A 21,407-nucleotide genomic window follows, 5' to 3' on the forward strand; every position below is an offset into this window, starting at 1 on the left:
GGCGGGAGTGGTGAGAAACTGTGAACTACCTGTTCAGGTAGGTGAAAATGCGGTGAGGCTAGTCACGGTCCTCATCGTCGAAGTAGACCTCGTCTTCATCGTCGACTTCTTCCAGGCCGAGCAGTTTGCGGTGGATCTCCTCGTATTCGGAGCCCCAACCTGCACGGTCGGTACGTGCCAGGCCACCGGTTTCCACGCGGGTGCTGCCGTCATCCTGCGGGTAGAAACGCACCCACACACGACGACGGCGGATGGCCAGGGAGCCCACCAGTGAGGCCAGCGAAATCGCGGTGGTCACCAGGACCCACACCTGGAGGGGGTCCTTACTGATCTGGTAGTTCGCAAACTCGGAGGCACCGTCGAAGGAGACCTCGGTGCCGTCGTCAAGCGTCACGGTGTCGCCTACCTGGAGGTTGACGCGTTCAATCTTCTGCAGCTGGCCACTGTGCATCAGGGAGGGGTCCAGGCTGAACAGGTTCTGTCCCACCCCGGTGTCCAGGCCGTTGTCACCGCGGTAGATGTCAATGGCTACCGCCGGGTCACGCATGGCCGGATAGGAGGAGGTGAGCAGTTCATTGTTCTCCCCTTCCCAAGCGGCAGTCGGTGCGAACAGGCCCTGGATGGCCAGCTGGTTCTGACGGCGTTCGTAGAGATCCGGGAAGACACCTGCCGGTGGATCAAAACGCATCACGCCAGAAGACAGGAAGAAGGTCGGATCATCCGGGCGCCACTGCACGGTCTGCGTGCGGGTTTCACCATTGGGCCAGGTGACAGTGAAAGTCGGTGCAAAGCCGTGGCCCTGCAGGTAGACGCGGTCCCCTTCGATGCGCAGCGGGTGGTTCACACGCAGCTCATAGTCGGTCCAGGTTTCCGGATCGTTGAAGATCTCATCACCGATGGCATAGGAGATATTGGAACGGAACATCTCCGCCTGTCCGTTGGGCAGGTAGTCGGCGCTGAAGTCATGTGCTTCAAAGCAGAAGGTGGTCAACCCGGTGCCATCGAAGTTCGCACCAGCCCGGAAGGAGTCGAAGTTGGCGGTGGCGGTATTACAGAACGTGGAGTTCTGTGAATGCTGCTCACCGTCGGTGACCACGATGACATGGCCCTCGTAGTAGAAGATCCTGCCCAGACCGGCAGTCAGGATCATGCCGACGATGCCGAGGTGGAACACCAGGTTGAAGAATTCACGCAGGTAGCCCTTCTCCGCGGAGATGGAGTACGCACCGGCACGGTCTTCCTCCGGGGTGAAGGAACTGGACTTCCAACCCTTGAGCAGGCGGTATGTGTCCTTCTGTAGTTCTTCAACGGGCTTGTTCACCACACCTTCGCCGTGGTGCTGCAGGCGAGCCAGGTTACGTGGTGCGCGGACCACCGGTGCCCGCATCGCCTTGTAGTGCTCCCAGGAGCGCGGCAGGATACAACCCGCCAGCGAGATCAGCAGCAGCATGTAGATGGCGGTGAACCAGCTGGAGGAGAAGACATCGAAAAGCTGCAGTTTGTCATAGAACTCGGCTAGTTTGCCGTTGTTCTGGATGTACTCAATGACATTGGATTCATTGAGTGAACGCTGCGGTAGTAGTGCACCCGGGATCGCGGCGATGGCAAGGAGGAACAACAGTGCCAGCGCCGTACGCATACTCGTCAGCCAGTGCCATGACTTCTTTGCGTAGACCTTCACGGTTTTAAGCATTGTCGTTGCCGGTTCTCTTCCTATGTTTTTCACGTGTGTAGATGCGGTAGTGCTGGTGGCTCATGGCTCAACAGATGTGATCCCTGAGAAGGACCTCGGGGGCAGCCTCTTAGATCAGGGTGGCGCCGTATTCCACGGTCCACTGACGGACCCAGTTGATGAAGATCGCCCAGGAGCCGGACATCAGGGCCACGCCCACGAGGATGAGCATGACACCGCCGAAGATCTGGATCTTGCGGGAGTGGGTGCGCAGCCATTCCACACCAGTCAAGGCCTTGGTGGAACCTAAGGCGATGAGCAGGAAAGGCAGGCCCAGGCCCAGGCAGTAGCCGATGATGAGGATGACCCCACGCAGCGCTGTCATGCCTTCAGTACCGGCGGATACGGAGATGATCGCCGCCAGGGTGGGCCCCAGACAGGGTGTCCAACCGAGCGCGAAGACACCACCCAGCAGTGGTGCCCCCAGCCAGGTGGTCCAGCGTTTTGGTGCCATGCGGGTATCGCGTTGCATGCCGGGGATGAAGCCCATGAACACCACACCCATGATGATGGTGACCACACCACCGGCACGCATGAGGGTTTCTGCATTCAGGGTGAGCATGCTGATCGCCCCGAAAACGGTGACGGTGGCCAGCACAAACACCACGGTGAATCCGAGGATGAACAACAGTGCGGCAGTACCCACCTGGAGGCGTTTGGTTTTCACCTTGGTGCCACCGGAGCCGTATTCCACTTCCCCACCGACCACACCTGCCAGATAGGAGATATAACCGGGGACAAGGGGAACCACGCAGGGACTGGCAAAAGACACCAGCCCTGCCGCGAGGGCTGCGAGGATACCGAGGAACAGTGGTCCGGTTCCCACAACATCAGCAAATTGCTCACCGATGCTCTGAGCCAGAATCATCTCATTCATCTAGGCCTCTTCAACCAGGGGCAGGGCGACATCGAGGATCTCATCCGAGGTGATCTCACGGAGGAAGACCGCAGCGGGACGGTGCTGCTTGTCCAGGACAATCGTGGTGGGGATGACCGATGCCGGCACACCACCAAGCTGAGCGGCACTCATGAAGGGTGGGTCATAGATGCTCGGGAAGGTCAGGCCGTTGTCCTCGGTGAAGTCCTGGGCGATTTCCCGGGAGTAGTCACGGACGTTGATGCCCAGCACGGTTCCGCCCGGAGCATCGCCGTTGCCGGCGGTCTGCAGTTCCTCGTGGATGATCTGAAGATCATCGGATTCGGAACGACATGGTGCGCACCACTGGCCCCAGGCGTTGAGCACAACAACCTGGCCTTCGTAGTCAGAGAGGTTGATCTCGGTACCTTCCTCCATGAGGGAGTCACCACTGACCTGGTTGAGGGGTTGACGTTCATCCTCTTCGTAGAGGATGTCCATCTGCCCACCGGGTGAGTGGAACTGGAAGGTTCCGCCCACGGCCACGGCATCAGTGCCCGCGATGTCGTCTGTTCCGCAGGCCACCAGTGTGGCGGCTGCGAGAATGACGGTTCCGATGGTTGCTGCAAATTTCGTGGCGCGCACGATTGATCAGATCTCCTGTGCAGGTTCGTTGTAGTGTACGTCCACGATCTTGTCATCCTGGAACACCAATGAGGTAACTGAAGCCAGATCGCACTGGCGCACAGCCGGGTTGTGCCAGAGGCGCTGAGCGCGGGCACTGCGCTGGATGCAGACGATCGGCAGCTGGTGGCTGACCAGGATCGCCTCATGGCCCTCTGCTGCTGCGCGTGCGCGTTCCACGGCCTTCATCACGCGGGCTTCAATGTCCACGTAGTGTTCGCCCCAGCTCGGCTGGAGTGGGTTGAGCATGAGCTGCCAACGCACCGGGTTCCACAGCTGGGAACGCCAGCCCTTGGTGCGCAGTCCCTCGAAGCGGTTGCCGGCTTCCAGCAGGTCCTGGTCGGTCTGTACCTTCAGGCCGGTGACCTCGGCGAAGGGTTCGGAGGTTTCCTGCACGCGCTGCAGTGGGGACGCCGCGAGATAGGTGACATCGTGGTCGGCGAAGGAGGCCGCGGTGACCGCGGCCTGCTGACGTCCGCGTTCGGACAGGTGGTAGCCGGGGATGTGACCGTAGAGAATCTTCTCGGGGTTGTGTACCTCGCCGTGTCGGACGAGGTGGACAATCGTGGAGCTCATGACACCTTCAGAGTTGAGGGAGAAAGTTATGCGGTGGCAGCGGCTGCTGCCCGTGCTGCTGGGACCAGTGCGTTTTCGATCTTCTGGAAATCATCGTCCGTCAGAGCGGAGGAGACAAACCAGGTTTCAAACACACTCGGCGGTGCATAGACACCGTTGTCCAGCAGGGAGTGGAAGAACGGCGCGAAACGGAAGGTGTCGGCCTCCTTCATATCGCTGAAGTTATAGCCCGCACCTTCGGCGAAACGGATGGACAACATGTTGGAGGCGCGCTGGATGTGGTGTGCCACGCCTTCGCGCTCCAGGGCCTGGGAGATCAGGGTGTGCAGGCGATCAGCGTTGGCGTCGATGGTGTGATAGATGCTTTCATCGGCAGCGCTTAACGACGCCCGACCGGCCGCCACGGCCACCGGGTTACCGGAGAGCGTGCCGGCCTGGTAGACCGGCCCCTGTGGGGCCAGCATGTTCATGATCTCTGCCTTGCCGCCGAAGGCTGCCGCTGGCAGACCACCGGAGACAACCTTGCCGAAGGTGACCAGGTCAGCAGCGACCTTGTCCACGCCATACCAACCACTGTAGGAGGTGCGGAAACCGGTCATGACCTCATCGAGGATGAGCAGTGCACCATCAGCGTGGGCGATGGCGAGCAGCTTGTCATTGAAGTTGTCCTTCGGTGCCACGGTGCCCATGTTGCCGGCTGCGGCCTCAGTGATGATACAGGCGATCTGGCCGGGGAATTCGGCAAAGGCATTGCGGACCGCTTCGATGTCGTTGTACGGGACAACAATGGTGTCGCGGGTCTGCGCACCGGTGATGCCGGGAGAATCAGGCAGTGCGAAGGTGGCCACACCGGATCCGGCAGCAGCCAGGAGCGAGTCCACATGACCGTGGTAGCAACCGTCAAACTTCAGGATCTTGGAACGCTGGGTGTAGCCACGGGCCAGGCGGACCGCAGACATGGTGGCCTCGGTACCGGAGTTGACCAGGCGGACCTCTTCTACCGAGGTCCGCTTGATGATGTCCTGTGCCAGCTCAACCTCACCGATGGTCGGTGCGCCAAAGGAGAAGCCATCAACCATGGTCTTCTGCACTGCTTCTAGAACTGCCGGGTGAGCATGTCCCATGAGCATCGGGCCCCAGGAGCAGACCAGGTCCACATATTCGTTGCCATCCACATCCACCAGGGTGGAACCGTACGCCTTGGCAATGAAACGGGCCTGGCCACCGACGGAACCGAAGGCTCGGACCGGGGAGTTCACACCACCTGGGGTGGAGAGCCTGGCCTTTTCAAACCACTCGGCGGAACGGGAGACATTAGCGGAAGTACCCGACAGGGAAGCAGACATATCGACCATTGTATTGATTCAACCTCTCAAACCAATCTCGTTAATTATTAAAGGGAAACCTATGCGGTTAACAGGCGTGCGACTGCTGCCTTCGCATCGGCGATGACAGCGGGCACGCCCACGCCTGAAGCCCAAGCTCCGATGGCTTCCACGCCCTGCACCTGAGAAATGGCTGTGCGAGCTGCTGCGACGGTGATGATGTGTTCAACGCCATAGCTCGGCAGTCCACCGAACCAGCGCTGCACGAAGATTTCTGACAATCCTGCTTCACGGCCATCAAAGCCCGTGATCTTCTGCAGATCATCGAGTGCGGCATCCACGAGTGCGTCCTCGTCCATGCGGGCGGTGCTTTCATCGCCAAGCCGGCCGAAGGATGCGCGCACCAGGGCGCCACCGCGATCACCCAGGTGTGGCCACTTCTTGGAGGAGAAGGTGAACGCCTTAGCGGTGACATCCGGCTCACCAACAGCAATCAGGACACCGGAGACATCCGGCAGACCTGCATCAGAATCAAAACGCATGCCCACCACGGCAGAGGACGCCAGCTTGATGGCCTTGAGGTGTGGGACTGCCTCCGGTGCGAGATTGCGCAACAGAACTGCCGCCGTGGGAGCGGGGACGGCGAGGATCACCTTGTCATAGGTGCCTTCTCCCCCACCCTTGATCTGGAATCCGGCTCCATCACGGGTGATGGCTGAGACGAAGGAATCCAGGTGGATGTCAGCACCGCACTTATCCGCCAGTGCTTCATAGAGTTCGGCATAGCCGCCCTTGAAGGTCTGGAAGATCGGTGTGGTTTCCGTGTTCTTCTTGGCTTCTGCGCGTTCGGCTTCCACCAGTTTCACCGCAGCACTCAAGGTGACAGGTTCGCCTGATTCAGCCAGACGGTCCAGTGCCTGCGCCAGGGCCGGGACGGTGGCCCGGATACCCAGATCATCAGCGGATGAGGAATACACCCCGCCCAGCAGTGCGGAGACCAGGACATCTGCCACTTCATCGGAGTAGCGGGCGCGCACCAGTGCGCCTACGGTCTGGTCTGAGCCGACCTCCCAGGTGATGGGATCGGCGTCGTGTTCTGCGTCGATACGCTCCCTGGTCTCGATAGAGAGGATCTCCTCCAAACCTGCCGCACTGGAAGGAATGCCCATGACGCCGCCGCGGGGCATGGGACGCAGCTGACCGCCTGCGAAGAACTGGGAACGTGCACCAGATGGTGCAACGAGCGAATCGGCCAGGCCGAGCTCGTGGAAGAACTCGGTGGCATCGGTGCGGGTGGCCAGATAGGCCTCGGCGCCCATGTCGGTGGGACCGGATTCAAAGGGCACGGTGAAGAGCTTTCCACCGATGCGCTCCCCTGCCTCCAACACATCAATGTGTGCGGAAGGGTCGGCCTGGTGGATTTCATAGGCGGCGGTCAGGCCCGCGAGCCCCGCGCCGATGATGGCGATGCGCATGTAGAAACTTTCCTTTTAAGAAGCGTGGATGATGGAAACAGCCTCAGTGATATCCTCAGCAACAGTGTTCGGCATGACGCCGTGACCCAGGTTGAAGATATGACCGGTGGCATGACCTGCAGCAATCGCTGCTGCGGCCTCGTCCTTGATGCGCTTGATCTCGCGCGTCAACGGCTCGGTGCCGGCAAAAAGCAGTGCCGGATCCAGGTTGCCCTGAAGCACCTTCGGCCCGGATACCGCAGCGATACGTTCAGCTGCCTTATCCAAAGGTACGCGCCAATCCACACCCATGACCTCTGAGCCTGCACGGCTCATCGCACCCAGCAGTTCACCGGTGCCCACACCGAAGTGGATGCGTGGCAGCTTGTACTGCTCGATCTCCTCCATGATGCGGGTGGAGTAGGGCAGCACGTGCTCGGTGTAATCACGTTCGGTGAGGAAACCAGCCCAGGAGTCAAAGAGCTGGACAGCGTCCACGCCGGCGTCGATCTGAGTCTTGAGGAAGTTGATCACGGTAGGAAGCAGGCGTTCCATCAGTGCGTGCCAGGTTTCTGGCTCCGCGTGGATCATGGCCTTGGTGCGCTCATGGTTCTTAGACGGGCCGCCCTCGATCAGGTAGCTGGCCAGGGTGAAGGGTGCACCGGCGAAACCGATCAGTGCCTGAGTGTCCTTCAGCTCATCAAGGATGATGTCGATGCCCTGGGTGACCTCGGTGACCTCGTGGTCCAGGATCGGGAGGGCATCAATATCTGCACGGGTACGAATAGCCTTATCCATGACTGGACCGCGGCCTGCGACGATCTCCACGCCCACACCTGCGGCACGCAGTGGCACAACGATGTCAGAGAAGAGGATCGCAGCATCGACATCGTGGCGACGCACCGGCTGCAGGGTGATCTCCGCCAGCATCTCCGGCAGGAAGCAGGAGTCCAGCATGGTGGTGCCCTCGCGGAGCTTCAGGTACTCAGGCAGGGAACGTCCCGCCTGGCGCATGAACCACACCGGGGTGCGGGTTGGGGTCTTGCCATTAGCGGCATCAATGACGGGCGCGTTGTTCAGAACACGACGCTTTGCAGAAATCAGCTCAGAAGACATGTCCTCAATACTGCCCCATCAATCAAAATTTGGGAAAAGAAACTACACCTTATGCCGGTGGGCCATGTCCATCTTAGGGTGGATATCAGGGTTTTCTTTGTTATATCGGGGGGCTTAGAAACGACGTGCCCGGTTGGAACGCCACTCAATAACCAGTGAGGAGGCCAACATCAACACCGTGGCCGCCATCGGATGGATCAGACCCGCTGCAGCCAGGATCACCACGGTAATATTATAAAACCAGGCCAGGGCAATATTGGCATTGGCCAGACGCACATAACGGCGCGCCAATCGGAAGAGTTTGGGCACCGTGCTGATCTCATTGCGCAACATGATGACATCTGCTGCCGGATCATCAGAATCATCCCGGATCTCCGCGGGATCATCCACCTCCATGAGCACACCCACATCAGCCACGCGCAGTGAATCCAACACTGACCCATCCCCCACCATCGCCACGGTGGAACCACGGGTGTGCACTGCACGGACAGCCTGGGGTTTCTTGTCCGGGGCAATGCCCGCCAGCACATGGGTGATGCCCAGGCTGTCGGCGAAACGTCGGGCCACCGGGTAGGTGTCCCTGCTGAGCATCATGGTGTCAATGCCCTGATCCTCAAGCTCAATGATCGCATCGGTGGTGTCGGGGCGTTCATCATCGTGCAGGGTGATCACTCCCCTGTCCTTGCCCTTCCACCGGACGATCAACGGGGCACCTCCGGAGACTGAGGCCGCAGCCAGGCGGGGACTGAGTTGGGAACGCACCTCCGTCATGGAACGCGGACGCCACAGCAGTGCCTCCACCGCCCTGGTCTGTATGGCCCCGTCGGGGCCGGTGAAGGGGATCTCGACTGTGGCCCGGAAGGCACCTTCCTGGGTGATCTCCACAGCACCGACCTCAATCCACTGCGGAATATGGTCGGATCCGGCATCACGGGCTTCACGTGCCGCACGGACCAGTGCCCGCGACACCGCATGTTCTGACTCCATGGCCAGAGCACCCGCGACACGCAGCACCAGTTCCGGATCCTCGCCTTTATCCGCGGTGATGGTTTCCACCGTCATCTGTCCATCAGTGAGTGTTCCCAGACGGTTGAAGATGACGGTGTCCACATCGTCGAGAACTCTCAGAGTCTCACCGGAGCTGACCAATACACCCCGGCGCGCGGCGGCTTCAATGGAGTTTCTGGTGGCCAGGGCTGTGGAGACGGCCAGGGATACCGGTCCCACCCCGGCGAGGATGGACAGTGCTGTGATGAAGGCTGCGTTGATGTTGCCGGAGATCAATGCCCAGAGTATGAAGTCCACGATGGCCAGGGTGAAGGCCACGGGTACGAGTGTGGCGGCTGATTTCAGGGAGGCCTGGTTGTGGCGGTTTTCTTTGACGGTGGCTTCGCGTACCCAGCGGTAGACGGCGGCGATGCGGGTGCGGTGTCCGGTGCGGACGGCCCGGACTTTGATCTCACTGTCCACGTTGAGGCTGCCGGCGAAAACCTTGCTCTGGACTTTCACGGGGTGATGATCTCGGCCCATGATGATGCTGGGGGCAATGCGTGATCCGCCACCGATGACCACGCCGTCCACGGGGATCATGGCTCCGGGTGGCACGATGACATCATCGTTGACGCGGACTTCCTGGATGGGGATCTGCAGTTTCTCCGGGATGCGGGTCATTTTGTGTTTCCGTACGACGGTGACCATGCTCTGTGGCTTGGCTTGGAGGTGTTCCAACTCCGCCAGGAGGCTGGACTGTGCTGATCTCCGGCTCAGGAGGCGGCCGCCGATGAGTAATACGGTGATGCCGCAGGCTACGTCGAAGAAGACTTCGCTTTCTGAGTGGACGCCGTGGTTGAAGGCGAACCAGGTGGGGTGTGATTGCCACCCTGGGTCTCCTGACGGGGTGAAGATCAGTATGGCCAGTGACCACGTGTAGGCGGTGAAGATGGCCAGGGAGCTGGTGGCGTCCAGGGCGGAAAGTCCGCGGCGCACCCCTCCTGCGGCAGCGCGGTGGAAGGGCCAGGCACCCCAGGTGACCACTGGTAATGCGATCAGGGCTGAGGCCCACTGCCAATAGTCAAACTGTAGTGGTGGGATGGAGGAGACCACCAGGACCAGCAATGCCAGGGGCAGACAGATCCAGAAGCGACGTGTGGTGATCAGTGCCCGGGCGGTGAACAACACATCTCCGGTGGTGCCTGGTTGGCCATCCCGGTTGAGGTTTTTATGCGCTGTGGAGATCCATCCGGCTTCGCGTGCCCGGAGCACACTGAGCATCTCTTCCCGGGCATGTCTACGAACCCTGGGACTGATCCCTGAGGAGCTCATCCGGCGCTGCCTGTTGCGGGTCATGGTCATGTCCAGGTTGGCGGCTGTACCGCCGGAATCTGACTTGAGGCGCTGCGCCCGACGTAACAACGATGAGGGGGTGAGATGTGCGTCCACTCCGAAACGGGCGAATACCTCCACCAGCTGATCCGGTCCCACTGTCTCCGGGGCGGAAATCCAGGCCATCGCGCTGGGATAGACCATGGTAACCGTGACCCCGGGGATCTCCTCCAGGGTTTTTTCGATGGTGATCAGGGATGGTGCTCCATCCAGACCTTCCAGGTCGAAGGAAAATGACACCCTGCCACCGGCCAGGGGATCATCATCTTCATCCCCATGATGTGTGGATGCCACACCGACTCCAGCCTTGAGTGCTGCGGTTTTGGCATCGCTGATGGCATCCACGACTGTGTCGTCCAGTTCAGTCACAGATCTGGCGGAGTCCGGCACCGGTGTTTTTTTGGCTTTGTCTTTCACGGCAGTCGGCCTTCCTTTCCTGCAGTTCCTGCAGTTCCTGCAGTGTCCTTCCCTGGTGAAGAAAGAAGGCTCAGGTCTTGAAGCTGTGCCCAAAGTATAGAGCTCTCAACGCAGCCATCCCCACACCTGAGTTCAGGAACTGCTGTCCGGAGGGAGGTTCTTCCTGTCAGTGCCCGACTCTTGAAAGGCCTTTAGCCAGGGTGGTGGTGCGACAGGCCGCCTCCAGCCTCTCAAGGCGTTGCGGGGTGGGGAAAGAATTCCCTGAGGGGAGGCACCTGGATGAGTGCTTGAACGGCAAGATGGAGTGTTGTCATTTTTCCGGTCAGGGGTGCAGGATCTCACCACGTCCAGGGCTGGGTGAGAAGGCGGTGTCGAGAAATAACACCTCGCCCCCCCCCCACCTGCTGCGTGTGCACGAGAGCATTACGCGCAACGTAAGACAGCACAAATCCCCCTTCCCTGGTGAGCGCCGCGGGGAAAGAGGATCAGGTTTTTAAGAAACCAGCAAACCTATTTTTTCATCTTCTTGGCGCGGTGGTTCTCCTCAACCAGGTCGCTCACGGCAGGTCGGAAGAGGAGGAGGGTGGCAAAGGCCACCAGAATGGCGATCACTGCCAGGGAGGGGCCACCGGCGCGGGTGACAAAGGAGAGCAGGTCAACCAGAACCACCAGCAGGGAGAGTGCCAGCAGGAATCGTCGGATGTTTTTTCCACTACGGGCAACTTGGGAGGCCAGTGCCACGATCGCCACGCCTGCCAGTCCGTTGAGAGAGCCGATGAACTTCTGGTTGGTCACCACCACATCCATGTAGTCAGCATCCACATCTTCCGGTCCGGTGTAGCCGGCGGTGAACATGACCAATGCAGTCAGGATCATGAGGACGGCGGTGCCCAGGTAGATGCCGAAGGACCATTTCAGGGCGGTGGGGATGCCCGGGTTGTCGCCGGTGTTGTGGGGGCGGCGGTTGATGTCATCGCCACCGGATGCTGGTGTGGGGAACATGCTGGGCATGGTTGTGGGAACTCCCGATGGTTATGAGTAGCTATGAAATGAGGATAAAAACTGTGAATTATTTCTCACGGTTTTGTGGCAGGCGTGGGCCGATCCATTCGATGACTTCTGGTTGGCGTGCCAGCATGTAGGCGATGACTCCGGCGACGGCCAGCAGGATCTGGATGGATCCGTCGATGGCGTAGAGCGCCACGGGGACGTCATTGGAGGGGTTGGCCAGGAAGAGCAGCAGGGCGCGGAAGACGAAGAAGAAGGTGAAGATCGTCAGGAGCAGGAATGCGGTGGGCATTTTCTTGCTCTTGTTGTTGACCATGATGATCATCCAGGCGAGCACACCGACGATGGCCAGGTTGATCAGTCCCATCAGCAGGGTGGCAACGGTGACGGTGGAGTTGATCATCGCATCCGACATGGTGTCGGTGGCGCTTTGTTCCCGGGCGGCGGCGCGCATCGCGGCGGGGTCGATCAGCCCCATGATCACGTTGAGAATCTGATGCACCAGTTCCAGGATCACCATCACTGACCACAGCTGGATGATCTGCCGGAGGGTTTCCGGCTTCTTGTTTTCTCCGGAAGCCCCAGAAGCTCCAGGGCCCTCCTGTCCAGAGGTTGATGATGATGGTGGAACTGGGGTGTGGTGTCTGCTCGGCGTGCTCATAGGGTTCCTAGTTTAGCGTGCTCTAACGCTGGTTCAGCTTCTGTGCTGCATCCAGGGCGAAGTAGGTGAGGATCTGGTTGGCTCCGGCACGTTTGATGGAGATCAGTGATTCCATCATCACGGCGTCTGTGTCCACCCAGCCATTGCTGCCGGCAGCCTTGATCATCGCGTATTCACCAGAGACCTGGTACGCGGCAACAGGGACCGGGGACATCTCAGCCACGCGGGCCAGCACGTCCAGGTAGGGCAGGGCCGGCTTGACCATGACCATGTCTGCCCCCTCAGCGATGTCCAGTTCCACCTCGAGGAGGGATTCCCGCAGGTTGGCGGGATCCTGCTGGTAGGTGTGGCGGTCGCCTTCCAGGGAAGAGCCGACGGCTTCGCGGAAAGGCCCGAAGAAAGCGGAGGCGTATTTAGCGGAGTAAGCCATGATGGCCACGTCCTGGAAGCCTTCGGCGTCAAGGGCGGAGCGGATGGCGGCGATCTGGCCGTCCATCATGCCCGAGGGGCTGACGATGTGGGCACCGGCGCGGGCCTGGGCCACGGCCATCTGCTGGTAGAGGGGCAGGGTGGCGTCATTGTCCACCACGATCTCGCCGTGGCGGTCGGTGCGCACCACACCGCAGTGGCCGTGGTCGGTGAATTCATCCAGACAGGTATCGGACATGATCATGATGTCATCGCCGAATTCCTTGCGCACGGCTGCCAGGGCGCGGTTGAGCACGCCGTCCGGGTTCCAGGACTGGGAGCCATCGCCGTCCTTGTCGGAGTCCAGTGGGACACCGAAAAGGTCCACGGAGCGGATACCGGCATCCAGTGCTTCCTGGATGGTGCGCAGCAGGGAGTCATGGGTGTGCTGGTAGACACCGGGCATGGAGGAAATCTCGCGGGCCTCATCCAGGCCATCGGCGACGAACATCGGCAGGATGAGATCGGCTGGGCGCAGTGAGGTTTCTGCCACCAGTTCACGCATGGCCGGGTTGGAGCGCAGGCGGCGTGGGCGGCGGATCAGGTGCTGGCTGTAATCAGAAGACATGGAAGGGGAACGGCCTTTCTCAGTAAACAAGCTTTGTCTCACATCATAGGCCTCACATCATAGGCTTAGGTGCGTTGCAGCTGAGCTGTGGAGACCAGCAGGAACTGGGTGCAGAAACTCTCCAGCTGTCCCTTTTCACAGGCTTCAGAGAAACGCTTGCCCACCACCACGGTGTGGGGCAGGAGTACACATCGGTGCTATCTGCAGCGCGTGCCCAGATGGCCAGATCCCTGCCGTAGTCATCGGTGATGACCACCCCCACTCCATACCCAGTTGTGAGCGTAGGTACTCCCCCACGACCACGCCGAACATCTGCTGGAGGGGGGTGGGGTCGATTTCCTCCCCACCCAGTGCTGCGCTGTACTGGTCGACGGTGTCTGCAAAGTCTGCGTAGAGCTGGGGTGCGTCGGAAGCGACACCAGCCTCCCGCGCGGCGCGCAGGAGGCTGGTGATCCACCCGGAGGTATCTCTGGGGTCGGGCTGCTGGATATTCATGCCCGCCCACTTTATTTAAGAGACTTTACGACGCCTGCGTTTCTTGCGTGGCGGTGGCAGTTCGCCCTTGGCACGCAGGTCGGAGACGTGCTCCGCCAGGGCGTCGACAAGGTCGGGAACCTCGGCGATCTCCGGCATGACATCCACGCGCAGCCCCAGTTCACGGGCGGTGTCAGCGGTCATCGGCCCGATGCAGGCGATGATGGTGCGTGCATGGGGCTTGCCGGCGATGCCGACCAGGTTGCGCACGGTGGATGAGGAGGTGAAGCACACTGCGTCGAATCCGCCGGACTTGATCATGTCGCGGATATCAGCGCTTGGTGGTGCGGCGCGGACGGTGCGGTAGGCGACAACATCATCGACTTCCCAGCCGAGTTCAACCAGGCCGTCGACAAGCACATCGGTGGCGATGTCAGCACGGGGCAGCAGGACGCGGCCCACTGGATCCAGTTCTTCGACGTATTCCGGGAAGACGTCGACGATGCCCTGGGCGTTCTGGCGGGTGCGCGGTGGCAACAGTTCCGGGGTGATACCCAGCGCGCGGATCTCCGCGGCGGTCTTCTCACCGACGGCGGCGATGCGGACGCCGGCGAAGGATCGGGAATCCAGGCCGAATTCGGTGATCATGTCCCAGACGGCGCGCACAGCATTAACGCTGGTGAGCACGACCCACTGGTAGCGGCCCTCCACGATGCCCTTGATGGCGCGTTCCATCTGGGCCGGATTGCGTGGTGGCTCCACGGAGATGGTCGGCACCTCCTGCGGGATCGCACCGTGGGTGGCCAGGCGGGTGCTCATGATGGCAGCCTGTGGCTTGGCACGGGGCACCAGCACACGCCACCCATAAAGCGCGCGGTTTTCCCACCAGGAGTACTTGGCGCGGTCATCGACACCACGGCCAAGGGTGACGACAAGTGGGCCGGGCAGTTCTGCATCCAGCTTGGCCAGGGCACCGAGGGTGGTGTCATGGGTGCGCTGCATACGGGTGGTGCCGTGGACGGTGACAGAGACCGGCAGGTCCAGTGGCATATCGCGGGCCTTGAGTTCCGTGGCGATACTGACCAGGTCCTCGGCGCGGGCCTGGAGCACCAGTGGCTGCGGGGCGCTGGCCAGCTGATCCCAGTCCACACCGTTACGGCTGACATCAGTCTCGGTGTAGGTAGAGCCCAGGGCGATGCCGGCGAAGGCCGGGACGGTGGCAGGCAGGGACATGCCGGGCACAACCTGGAATTCCATGCCGGCTTCAGAAACAGCGGTGATCTCCGCCAGCGTGGCATCACTGCTCAGTGGGTTGCCGGTGACCAGGCGGATGACATCTCCGCCCTTGGCCAGTTCCTCAGACAGCAGCTCAGCGATGCGCTGGGGATCGGTATCTTCAACTTCGATGATCTCTGCGGCAGTCGGTGGTGCTGGGCGTGCCGGCCTGCGGCGGGCACCGCTTTCCTTGGCTTCAGCACAGATGCGCTCATATTCATCGGCGGCGGCCTGGAGTTTCTCCTCCGGCACGGGCAGTTCAGCAGCGACAAAATCACGGACACCATCAAGTACCTGAGCGTCGGTAACGGCGCGGACAGTATGACCCAGCACCTCGCGGGCGCGAACAGTCAACAGATCCGGATTGCCCGGCCCTGCTCCAACAAAGATGACCCTGCCTGGAATTAACTCTTCCGCGACGTCGTCATTAGACACGACTGTCACAAGCCGGCGGGGAGCGTGCGTTTCAACCCCGGTGGTATCGAGAACCTGGCTGGTCTCGATCCCGGTGGTATCAGCCATTTCGGCCTTTTGGGCGATAGTCATCAATATCTTTTCTAGTTCTTGTCTCGACAACAACCAACGCTCACCAACCACCGGCAACAATCATCCTTAAGAGTTTCGCGTGTGAGGCGGAAAGGACACTGCCGGTAGGTGATGAACACTGACCGTTTTCGGATTAGGACGTAACTGGTCGGCGCACAAATTCACGCCCGCTTCAAGCTGTGTGGGCGGTCCCTTCACATGGGGATCCGCAACTGATGTGGTCAAAAGCGACCACCCGCTTGAGGGGCGTTCACCGTGTGGTATATACACGATAATTCAGTGTCGGCGTTTTACGAAAACGTGTCGCTTTCCACCTTTCCCCACCACCATGCCATCCAGCCCACAGAACAACCCCACCCCATGGGACGGATTGACGGGAAGATTTTAAAAAAGGGGTGGTTTATCCAGCTCAACACCTTCTCCCACCTTCCCCACACCCCAGATGGTGATGCGAGCTGCACTGCCTGTGATCGCGTTCCACAGACGGTACAACTTCATGGAGAGCACTCCCCCTAAAAAGGCTCTCGCACCCCCACGAGGGCCATGAAGGTCTCAGAAAAGGGGACGGGCAGAGGCAACCTCACAGGGGGCGACACACCCCTTGAAAAACGTTCGATGGGGGTACTGATGTGCGGGAAGCGAACTTCTGCTGCGTGCACACCAGTCCCCCATCCAGCACTTTTCCGCCACCCCCACACCACACCACAGCATTGGTGAGGGGTAACCCACCCATGACCCTAAGTGTCATGTGCCACACTGTCGCCCATGTATTGCATTGCAGATAGCAGGACTGCGCATTGAAGTCCTCTCGTGCTGTCTGCCTGTTCTCCCCTTGTAGATAGGAGCCTTGTCCATGGGCGCATCCCCTTTGCTGGCCATTGAGAAACCGCACCTGACCCGCCCCAAGGTCCGTGAGATCTTCCGCGACCTCGGTCCGCAGGAAATAGGCAATGGACTGGTGGCCCTGATCTTCTCCGCATCCGGGCCGATCGCGGTGATCCTAGCGGCCGCTGCAGCCGGTAACCTCAGCCCGGACCAGACCTCTTCCTGGATCTTCGGCGCCTTCCTGGGCAATGGTGTGCTCACCTTGCTGCTGACCTATCTCTACCGCAGCCCCCAGGCCTACTTCTGGACCATCCCCGGAACCGTCCTGGCCGGTGACGCCCTGGTGCACCTGAACTTCCATGAGGTGGTCGGAGCCTATCTGGCCACAGCCGTGCTGGTGTTCCTCCTGGGTTGGACCGGGTTGATCGGCAAGATCATGGCGGTACTACCACCGACGATCGTGATGGCCATGGTGGCCGGAATCTTCCTACGTTTCGGTCTTGACCTCATCACCGCAGCCACCGGTGATCCCCTGCTCACCATCCCGATGATCCTCATCTTCGTGGCTTTGAGTGCGACCCCGAAACTTGCAGCTATTGCCCCTCCGGTGGCGGTTGCCGCGGTGGTGGGCACACTTATCGCGATCATCACCGGTCAACTGGGTTCCGGCATCCTGGATAACGGTGCGCTTGCCACACCGGTGTTCATCGCCCCGGAATTTTCCCTGGCTGCCATGACTGAGCTGGTCATCCCGCTGGCCATCACCGTGGTCATTGTGCAAAATGGCCAGGGCATAGCCGTGCTGCAGGCAGCAGGCCATAAGCCAGGAGTGAACCTGGCATCGGCAGTCAGTGGTCTGGTCTCCATCCCGATGGCGCTGATCGGCAATGTCACCACCTGCCTGACCGGTCCCACCAATGCACTGATCGTGGCTGGGCCCAACAAGGAACGTCATTATGTCGCAGCCATGGTCACCGCCACCGGTGCCATCTGCGTGGGCCTGTTCTCCCCAGCCTTTGTCGGCTTCATGCTGGCCATGCCGGCTTCCTTCATCGCAGGCCTGGCGGGCATCGCGATGCTGACACCTCTGAAGAATGCCTTCCTGGCAGGGTTCTCCGGCCCCTTCTCCACCGGCGCACTGGTGTGCTTCCTGGTCACGGTGTCAGAGATGTCCCTGCTGGGCATCACCGCACCTTTCTGGGGCATCGTATTCGGTTGCCTGATCGCGTTTTTCATGGATCCGAAAACAAAGAAGGCAGAACCAGCCACAGCACCGACAGCCAAGCCTGTGGACACTGGCGCGGAGACTGCTGAGGTCACCGTCGACACCACCGACGCTGCAGCCCCTGCCACCAACCCCACCACCAACCCGTCACGGGTGCGTGGTTAAGCACGGCTGCCAATTACCCACCAGTTACCCAGCGCAACCGCCATAAGCGTGAAAAGATGAAATTTTGTCAGCACACGTAAATCCTGTGCTCCCTGTTCTTTCACGAAAGGCACGTCCATGACTCCGCGTATGTTCAACCGTCGCACCGTTTCCTCCGTACTGGCCATCGGAGCGTCCGCTGCACTCCTGGCGGGTTGCTCCGAACCAGAAGCAGAGGATGCCACCACCGGTGCATCCGGTTCTGATGCCAGCAGCCAGGCTTCCTCCGGTGAGCAGGTCACCATCACGGTGTACACCTCTGAGCCGGAGGAGAAGGTCGATGAGATCAATGCGGCCTTCATGGAGGCCAACCCGGATGTCAACGTGGAGGTCTACCGCGCCGGCACCGGTGATCTGACTGCCCGCATCGCGGCAGAAAAGGCCTCTGGTCCCATTGAGGCAGATGTTCTCTGGGCTGCGGATGCCCCCACCTTCGAATCCTATGCTGCCGAAGGAGACCTGGCGGAACTGGAGAATGTTGACACCTCTGTGGTCATCGAAGAGGCCCGTGATGATGAGAACTTCTACGTGGGCACCCGTATCATCCCCACCGTCATCGCCTACAACACCACCCTTGTGGATGAGGCTGATCTGCCTCAGTCCTGGGCCGATCTGACCGATCCGAAATACGCCGAGATGCTGGTCATGCCTGACCCGGCTGTCTCCGGTGCCGCGGCCTTCAATGCCTCTGTATGGAAAAATGATCCGGCCCTCGGTGAGGACTGGATCAACGCCCTGGGTGAAAACAAGCCGATGATCGCCCAGTCCAATGGCCCGACCTCCCAGGAGATCGCCGGCGGTGGGCGCCCTGTCGGTGTGGTGGTGGACTACCTGGTCCGTGACCTGGCTGAGGCTGGCTCCCCGATAGCCACCATCTACGCCTCCGAAGGTTCCCCGTACATCACCGAACCTGCCGGTATCTTCGCTGATTCTGAGCAGAAGGAAGCAGCCCAGCGCTACATCAACTTCCTCATCTCCATGGAAGGCCAGGAGCTGGCGGTTGACCAGGCTTATCTGCCGGTCCGGGAAGATGTCGGAACCCCAGAAGGCACCCCGGAGCTGTCTGACATCGCCCTGATGACCCCTGATCTGAATGTTGTCACCGCCGATAAGGATGCCGCGGTGGAGCTGTTCCAGAACGCCATGAACTAAGTTTCACCTCATGCGTCTACTCACCTCGCTGACCTTCATGCGGGTGGGGGTGTGGCTGATTGTCCTCGGCCTGTTCATCTCCCCACTGGCACTGGTGGTCAGCCTTGCACTCGGCGGGAACCAGATCCCCCAACTTCTGGATCAGGGGCTGGGCACCGCCGTGTGGAATTCCACCTACACCACGTTGCTCTCAGCGGCGGGTGCGGTGATCATCGGCACCTCGATTGCACTGCTGCTGGATCGGAGCAACGCCCACGGGCGGGGAGCATTACGGCTCTTTTTACTGTCACCACTGTTGATCCCACCGTTTATCGGGGCGATCGCCTGGCTACAGCTCTTTGGCCCCAATCAGGGACTCAACAAGTTCTTCGGCACGGAACTGTGGAATATCTACGGTGCCGACGGCGTGACGGTGCTGCTCATCATCCATTCCTACCCCATTGTGTATGTGGTGATGTCCAATGCACTGCGTCAACTCCCCTCGGATATGGAACAGGCAGCACGCGTGGCAGGAGCCAACACCACCACAGTCCTGCGTACCATCACGCTTCCTCTCCTTCGCCCGGCGCTGCTGTCTGCTTTCACATTGACGGCCGTGGCGAACCTGGCTGACTTCGGTATCCCGGCACTGATCGGTTCCCCGGCACGCTTTGAAACCCTGGCCACCATGATCTACCGCTTCATGGAATCTGGCACGGTGGATAATCCCCTGCAGACGGTCTCCACCATCGGTGTGGTGCTGCTGTTCTTAGGCATCGCGGCGGTGACGGCTGACTATCTGGTTTCGCTCTATGCCTCCACCCAGTTGCAGGACACCGGTGCGGCCCTAAACTTTGATCTGGGCAAGGCACGCATTCCGGTGAGCATCATCTCCTGGGTCATCGCACTCATCTTCACCCTGGCGCCGATCCTGGGCCTTGCTTACCGCGCATTACTGCCGGCCCCTGGTGTGCCCTTCACCCTGGACACCATCACTCTGAAGAACTTCCAGGCCGCACTGGGCAACCCCAGGGTGATTGAGGGCTTCACCAACTCAGTCACCCTGGCGCTGGGTGCCGCCCTGATCTGTGGTGTACTCGGTTGGCTGATCGGGGTGTTGGTCACCCGCACCCGTCACCTTGCCAACACACCCATGACCCTGGTGGTGCTCCTGCCCACCGCCCTTCCCGGCATGATCATCGGTGTCGGCTGGCTGATCCTGGGCCGCTACACCGATCTCTACAACACCCGCTGGATCATCCTCGGCGCCTATGTCTGCGCCTTCACCGCCCTAGTCCTGCAATCCGTGCGCGCACCCCTGGCCCAGTCCCCACTGGCCATGGAGGAAGCTGCCCGCATCAGTGGCGCCGGCCGGGTACGTGCCCTGTTGGACACCACCGGAGCCATGGCCATCCCCGCCGCCATCGCGGGCGCCGCCCTGGTGGCTGTGACCGCCGTCCGCGAACTCACCGTCTCCATCCTGCTCATCGCCCCAGGCACAACCACCCTCGGCGTGCAGGTGTTCAACCTGCAGCAAGCGGGAAACTACAACCAGGCATCGGCATTATCGTTGATGTTCGCCGTCCTCGGCATCGTGGCACTCTCAGTCACGGTGCGTAGCCAAAAGGAGATTTAAGCCTTGTCCTCCATCACCATCACTGATCTCTCAGTAACCTTCCCCGATGGCACCAAAGGTCTGGATGAGGTGTCCATCAGTGTGCATCCGGAGGAATTCGTGGTGCTTGTCGGACCCTCCGGCTCCGGCAAAACCACCCTGCTGCGCACCATCGCAGGTTTCATCACCCCCTCTGCCGGCACCCTGGAAATCGCCGGAGAGAACATGACCCAGGTGCCACCGGAAAAACGCCGCATGGGCATGGTCTTCCAACAACATGCCGTCTGGCCCCATATGTCGGTGGAGAAGAATGTCGCCTACCCCCTGAAAAGAGCCGGGGTAGGTCACGCAGCGATCAGCTCGCGTGTTGAGCACGCGCTTTCACTGGTGGGACTGGAGGGGTTTGGCAGGCGTAAACCTGCAAGCCTGTCCGGCGGCCAGCGTCAGCGGGTGGCATTGGCACGCGCGATCATTGCAGACCCAACCGTGCTGCTTCTCGACGAAGCCCTCTCAGCACTTGATGAACCCCTGCGTGATTCCCTGCGCCGGGAACTGGTGGCCCTGACCCGGCGCGAGGGGCTGACCACGGTGCATGTCACTCATGACCGTGCCGAGGCCATTGCGATTGCTGATCGCATCGTGGTGCTGGACAAGGGGCGGGTGCAGCAGATCGCCACGCCTACTGAGTTGATCAACACCCCAGCCAGCGCTGCGGTGGCTTCCTTCATCGGTGACGCCACCCTCTTATCTGCCACCATCGCCGGGGAACATGTGGAATGTTCCGTGCTGCACACTGCGTGGAAGCGAGACCAGGTGCGTGAGGTAGATACTCTCCTGCCAGGTGATACTGCAATCATCGCCATCC

17 protein-coding genes are annotated in these 21,407 nt (G+C 60.6%); 4 read left to right on the top strand and 13 right to left on the bottom strand.

Features of this window, described 5'->3' with window-relative positions; genetic code table 11:
- Window positions 1-58: 58 nt before the first annotated feature.
- From Q0M74_RS02000 to Q0M74_RS02060, 13 genes are all read right to left on the bottom strand, one after another.
- Complete coding sequence (locus tag Q0M74_RS02000; protein ID WP_293951283.1) at window positions 59-1,693, bottom strand: cytochrome c biogenesis protein ResB; 1,635 nt, start codon at window positions 1,691-1,693, stop codon at window positions 59-61.
- Window positions 1,694-1,802: 109 nt separating this feature from the next.
- The gene (locus tag Q0M74_RS02005) at window positions 1,803-2,609 is read right to left on the bottom strand and encodes a cytochrome c biogenesis CcdA family protein (RefSeq protein ID WP_293951285.1); all 807 of its coding nucleotides are present in this window, start codon (window positions 2,607-2,609) and stop codon (window positions 1,803-1,805) included.
- Window positions 2,610-3,233, bottom strand: a complete 624-nt coding sequence (locus Q0M74_RS02010) for a TlpA disulfide reductase family protein (RefSeq protein ID WP_293951286.1) — start codon at window positions 3,231-3,233, stop codon at window positions 2,610-2,612.
- 6 nt (window positions 3,234-3,239) lie between these two features.
- A complete protein-coding gene (locus tag Q0M74_RS02015; RefSeq protein WP_293951288.1) occupies window positions 3,240-3,848 on the bottom strand; it encodes a histidine phosphatase family protein in 609 nt (202 codons plus the stop codon).
- 26 nt (window positions 3,849-3,874) lie between these two features.
- Window positions 3,875-5,203 (bottom strand): glutamate-1-semialdehyde 2,1-aminomutase, encoded by a 1,329-nt coding sequence (hemL, locus tag Q0M74_RS02020; RefSeq protein WP_293951290.1) that lies wholly within the window; start codon window positions 5,201-5,203, stop codon window positions 3,875-3,877.
- A 50-nt stretch (window positions 5,204-5,253) separates the two neighbouring features.
- Window positions 5,254-6,648, bottom strand: coding sequence for a protoporphyrinogen oxidase (locus tag Q0M74_RS02025; RefSeq protein WP_293951292.1), 1,395 nt, complete (start codon window positions 6,646-6,648; stop codon window positions 5,254-5,256).
- Window positions 6,649-6,663: 15 nt separating this feature from the next.
- Window positions 6,664-7,743: a uroporphyrinogen decarboxylase gene (gene hemE / locus Q0M74_RS02030; protein ID WP_293951294.1), complete on the bottom strand. Its 1,080-nt coding sequence runs from the start codon at window positions 7,741-7,743 to the stop codon at window positions 6,664-6,666.
- A 114-nt stretch (window positions 7,744-7,857) separates the two neighbouring features.
- Window positions 7,858-10,494, bottom strand: a complete 2,637-nt coding sequence (locus Q0M74_RS02035; protein WP_293951318.1) for a cation-translocating P-type ATPase — start codon at window positions 10,492-10,494, stop codon at window positions 7,858-7,860.
- 558 nt (window positions 10,495-11,052) lie between these two features.
- The gene (locus Q0M74_RS02040) at window positions 11,053-11,544 is read right to left on the bottom strand and encodes a hypothetical protein (protein WP_293951296.1); all 492 of its coding nucleotides are present in this window, start codon (window positions 11,542-11,544) and stop codon (window positions 11,053-11,055) included.
- Window positions 11,545-11,611: 67 nt separating this feature from the next.
- On the bottom strand, window positions 11,612-12,211 hold the full coding sequence (locus tag Q0M74_RS02045) for a hypothetical protein (RefSeq protein WP_293951298.1): 600 nt from the start codon (window positions 12,209-12,211) through the stop codon (window positions 11,612-11,614).
- 22 nt (window positions 12,212-12,233) lie between these two features.
- Window positions 12,234-13,247, bottom strand: coding sequence for a porphobilinogen synthase (hemB, locus tag Q0M74_RS02050; protein ID WP_293951300.1), 1,014 nt, complete (start codon window positions 13,245-13,247; stop codon window positions 12,234-12,236).
- A 144-nt stretch (window positions 13,248-13,391) separates the two neighbouring features.
- Window positions 13,392-13,742, bottom strand: a complete 351-nt coding sequence (locus Q0M74_RS02055) for a DUF3806 domain-containing protein (protein WP_293951302.1) — start codon at window positions 13,740-13,742, stop codon at window positions 13,392-13,394.
- A 15-nt stretch (window positions 13,743-13,757) separates the two neighbouring features.
- The gene (locus Q0M74_RS02060) at window positions 13,758-15,542 is read right to left on the bottom strand and encodes a bifunctional uroporphyrinogen-III C-methyltransferase/uroporphyrinogen-III synthase (RefSeq protein WP_293951304.1); all 1,785 of its coding nucleotides are present in this window, start codon (window positions 15,540-15,542) and stop codon (window positions 13,758-13,760) included.
- 853 nt (window positions 15,543-16,395) lie between these two features.
- Between Q0M74_RS02060 and Q0M74_RS02065 the strand changes: the two genes are divergently transcribed.
- The 4 genes from Q0M74_RS02065 to Q0M74_RS02080 all read left to right on the top strand — a co-directional run.
- Complete coding sequence (locus Q0M74_RS02065) at window positions 16,396-17,757, top strand: benzoate/H(+) symporter BenE family transporter (protein ID WP_293951306.1); 1,362 nt, start codon at window positions 16,396-16,398, stop codon at window positions 17,755-17,757.
- A 117-nt stretch (window positions 17,758-17,874) separates the two neighbouring features.
- Window positions 17,875-18,948 (top strand): ABC transporter substrate-binding protein, encoded by a 1,074-nt coding sequence (locus Q0M74_RS02070; protein WP_293951308.1) that lies wholly within the window; start codon window positions 17,875-17,877, stop codon window positions 18,946-18,948.
- A gap of 10 nt (window positions 18,949-18,958) precedes the next feature.
- Complete coding sequence (locus Q0M74_RS02075) at window positions 18,959-20,563, top strand: iron ABC transporter permease (protein WP_293951310.1); 1,605 nt, start codon at window positions 18,959-18,961, stop codon at window positions 20,561-20,563.
- Window positions 20,564-20,566: 3 nt separating this feature from the next.
- The coding region (locus Q0M74_RS02080) for an ABC transporter ATP-binding protein (protein ID WP_293951312.1) at window positions 20,567-21,407 on the top strand (841 nt) is incomplete at its 3' end.

The sequence above is a fragment of the uncultured Corynebacterium sp. genome, assembly GCF_945649885.1.
Taxonomy (GTDB): Bacteria; Actinomycetota; Actinomycetes; order Mycobacteriales; family Mycobacteriaceae; genus Corynebacterium.

Coding starts and splice junctions, on each gene's coding strand:
- hemL (WP_293951290.1), bottom strand. CDS start 5,203: ATGGTCGATATGTCTGCTTCCCTGTCGGGTACTTCCGCTAATGTCTCC.
- Q0M74_RS02025 (WP_293951292.1), bottom strand. CDS start 6,648: ATGCGCATCGCCATCATCGGCGCGGGGCTCGCGGGCCTGACCGCCGCC.
- Q0M74_RS02075 (WP_293951310.1), top strand. CDS start 18,959: ATGCGTCTACTCACCTCGCTGACCTTCATGCGGGTGGGGGTGTGGCTG.
- Q0M74_RS02005 (WP_293951285.1), bottom strand. CDS start 2,609: ATGAATGAGATGATTCTGGCTCAGAGCATCGGTGAGCAATTTGCTGAT.
- Q0M74_RS02015 (WP_293951288.1), bottom strand. CDS start 3,848: ATGAGCTCCACGATTGTCCACCTCGTCCGACACGGCGAGGTACACAAC.
- Q0M74_RS02000 (WP_293951283.1), bottom strand. CDS start 1,693: ATGCTTAAAACCGTGAAGGTCTACGCAAAGAAGTCATGGCACTGGCTG.
- Q0M74_RS02040 (WP_293951296.1), bottom strand. CDS start 11,544: ATGTTCCCCACACCAGCATCCGGTGGCGATGACATCAACCGCCGCCCC.
- Q0M74_RS02045 (WP_293951298.1), bottom strand. CDS start 12,211: ATGAGCACGCCGAGCAGACACCACACCCCAGTTCCACCATCATCATCA.
- hemB (WP_293951300.1), bottom strand. CDS start 13,247: ATGTCTTCTGATTACAGCCAGCACCTGATCCGCCGCCCACGCCGCCTG.
- Q0M74_RS02060 (WP_293951304.1), bottom strand. CDS start 15,542: ATGACTATCGCCCAAAAGGCCGAAATGGCTGATACCACCGGGATCGAG.
- Q0M74_RS02070 (WP_293951308.1), top strand. CDS start 17,875: ATGACTCCGCGTATGTTCAACCGTCGCACCGTTTCCTCCGTACTGGCC.
- Q0M74_RS02055 (WP_293951302.1), bottom strand. CDS start 13,742: ATGAATATCCAGCAGCCCGACCCCAGAGATACCTCCGGGTGGATCACC.
- Q0M74_RS02065 (WP_293951306.1), top strand. CDS start 16,396: ATGGGCGCATCCCCTTTGCTGGCCATTGAGAAACCGCACCTGACCCGC.
- hemE (WP_293951294.1), bottom strand. CDS start 7,743: ATGTCTTCTGAGCTGATTTCTGCAAAGCGTCGTGTTCTGAACAACGCG.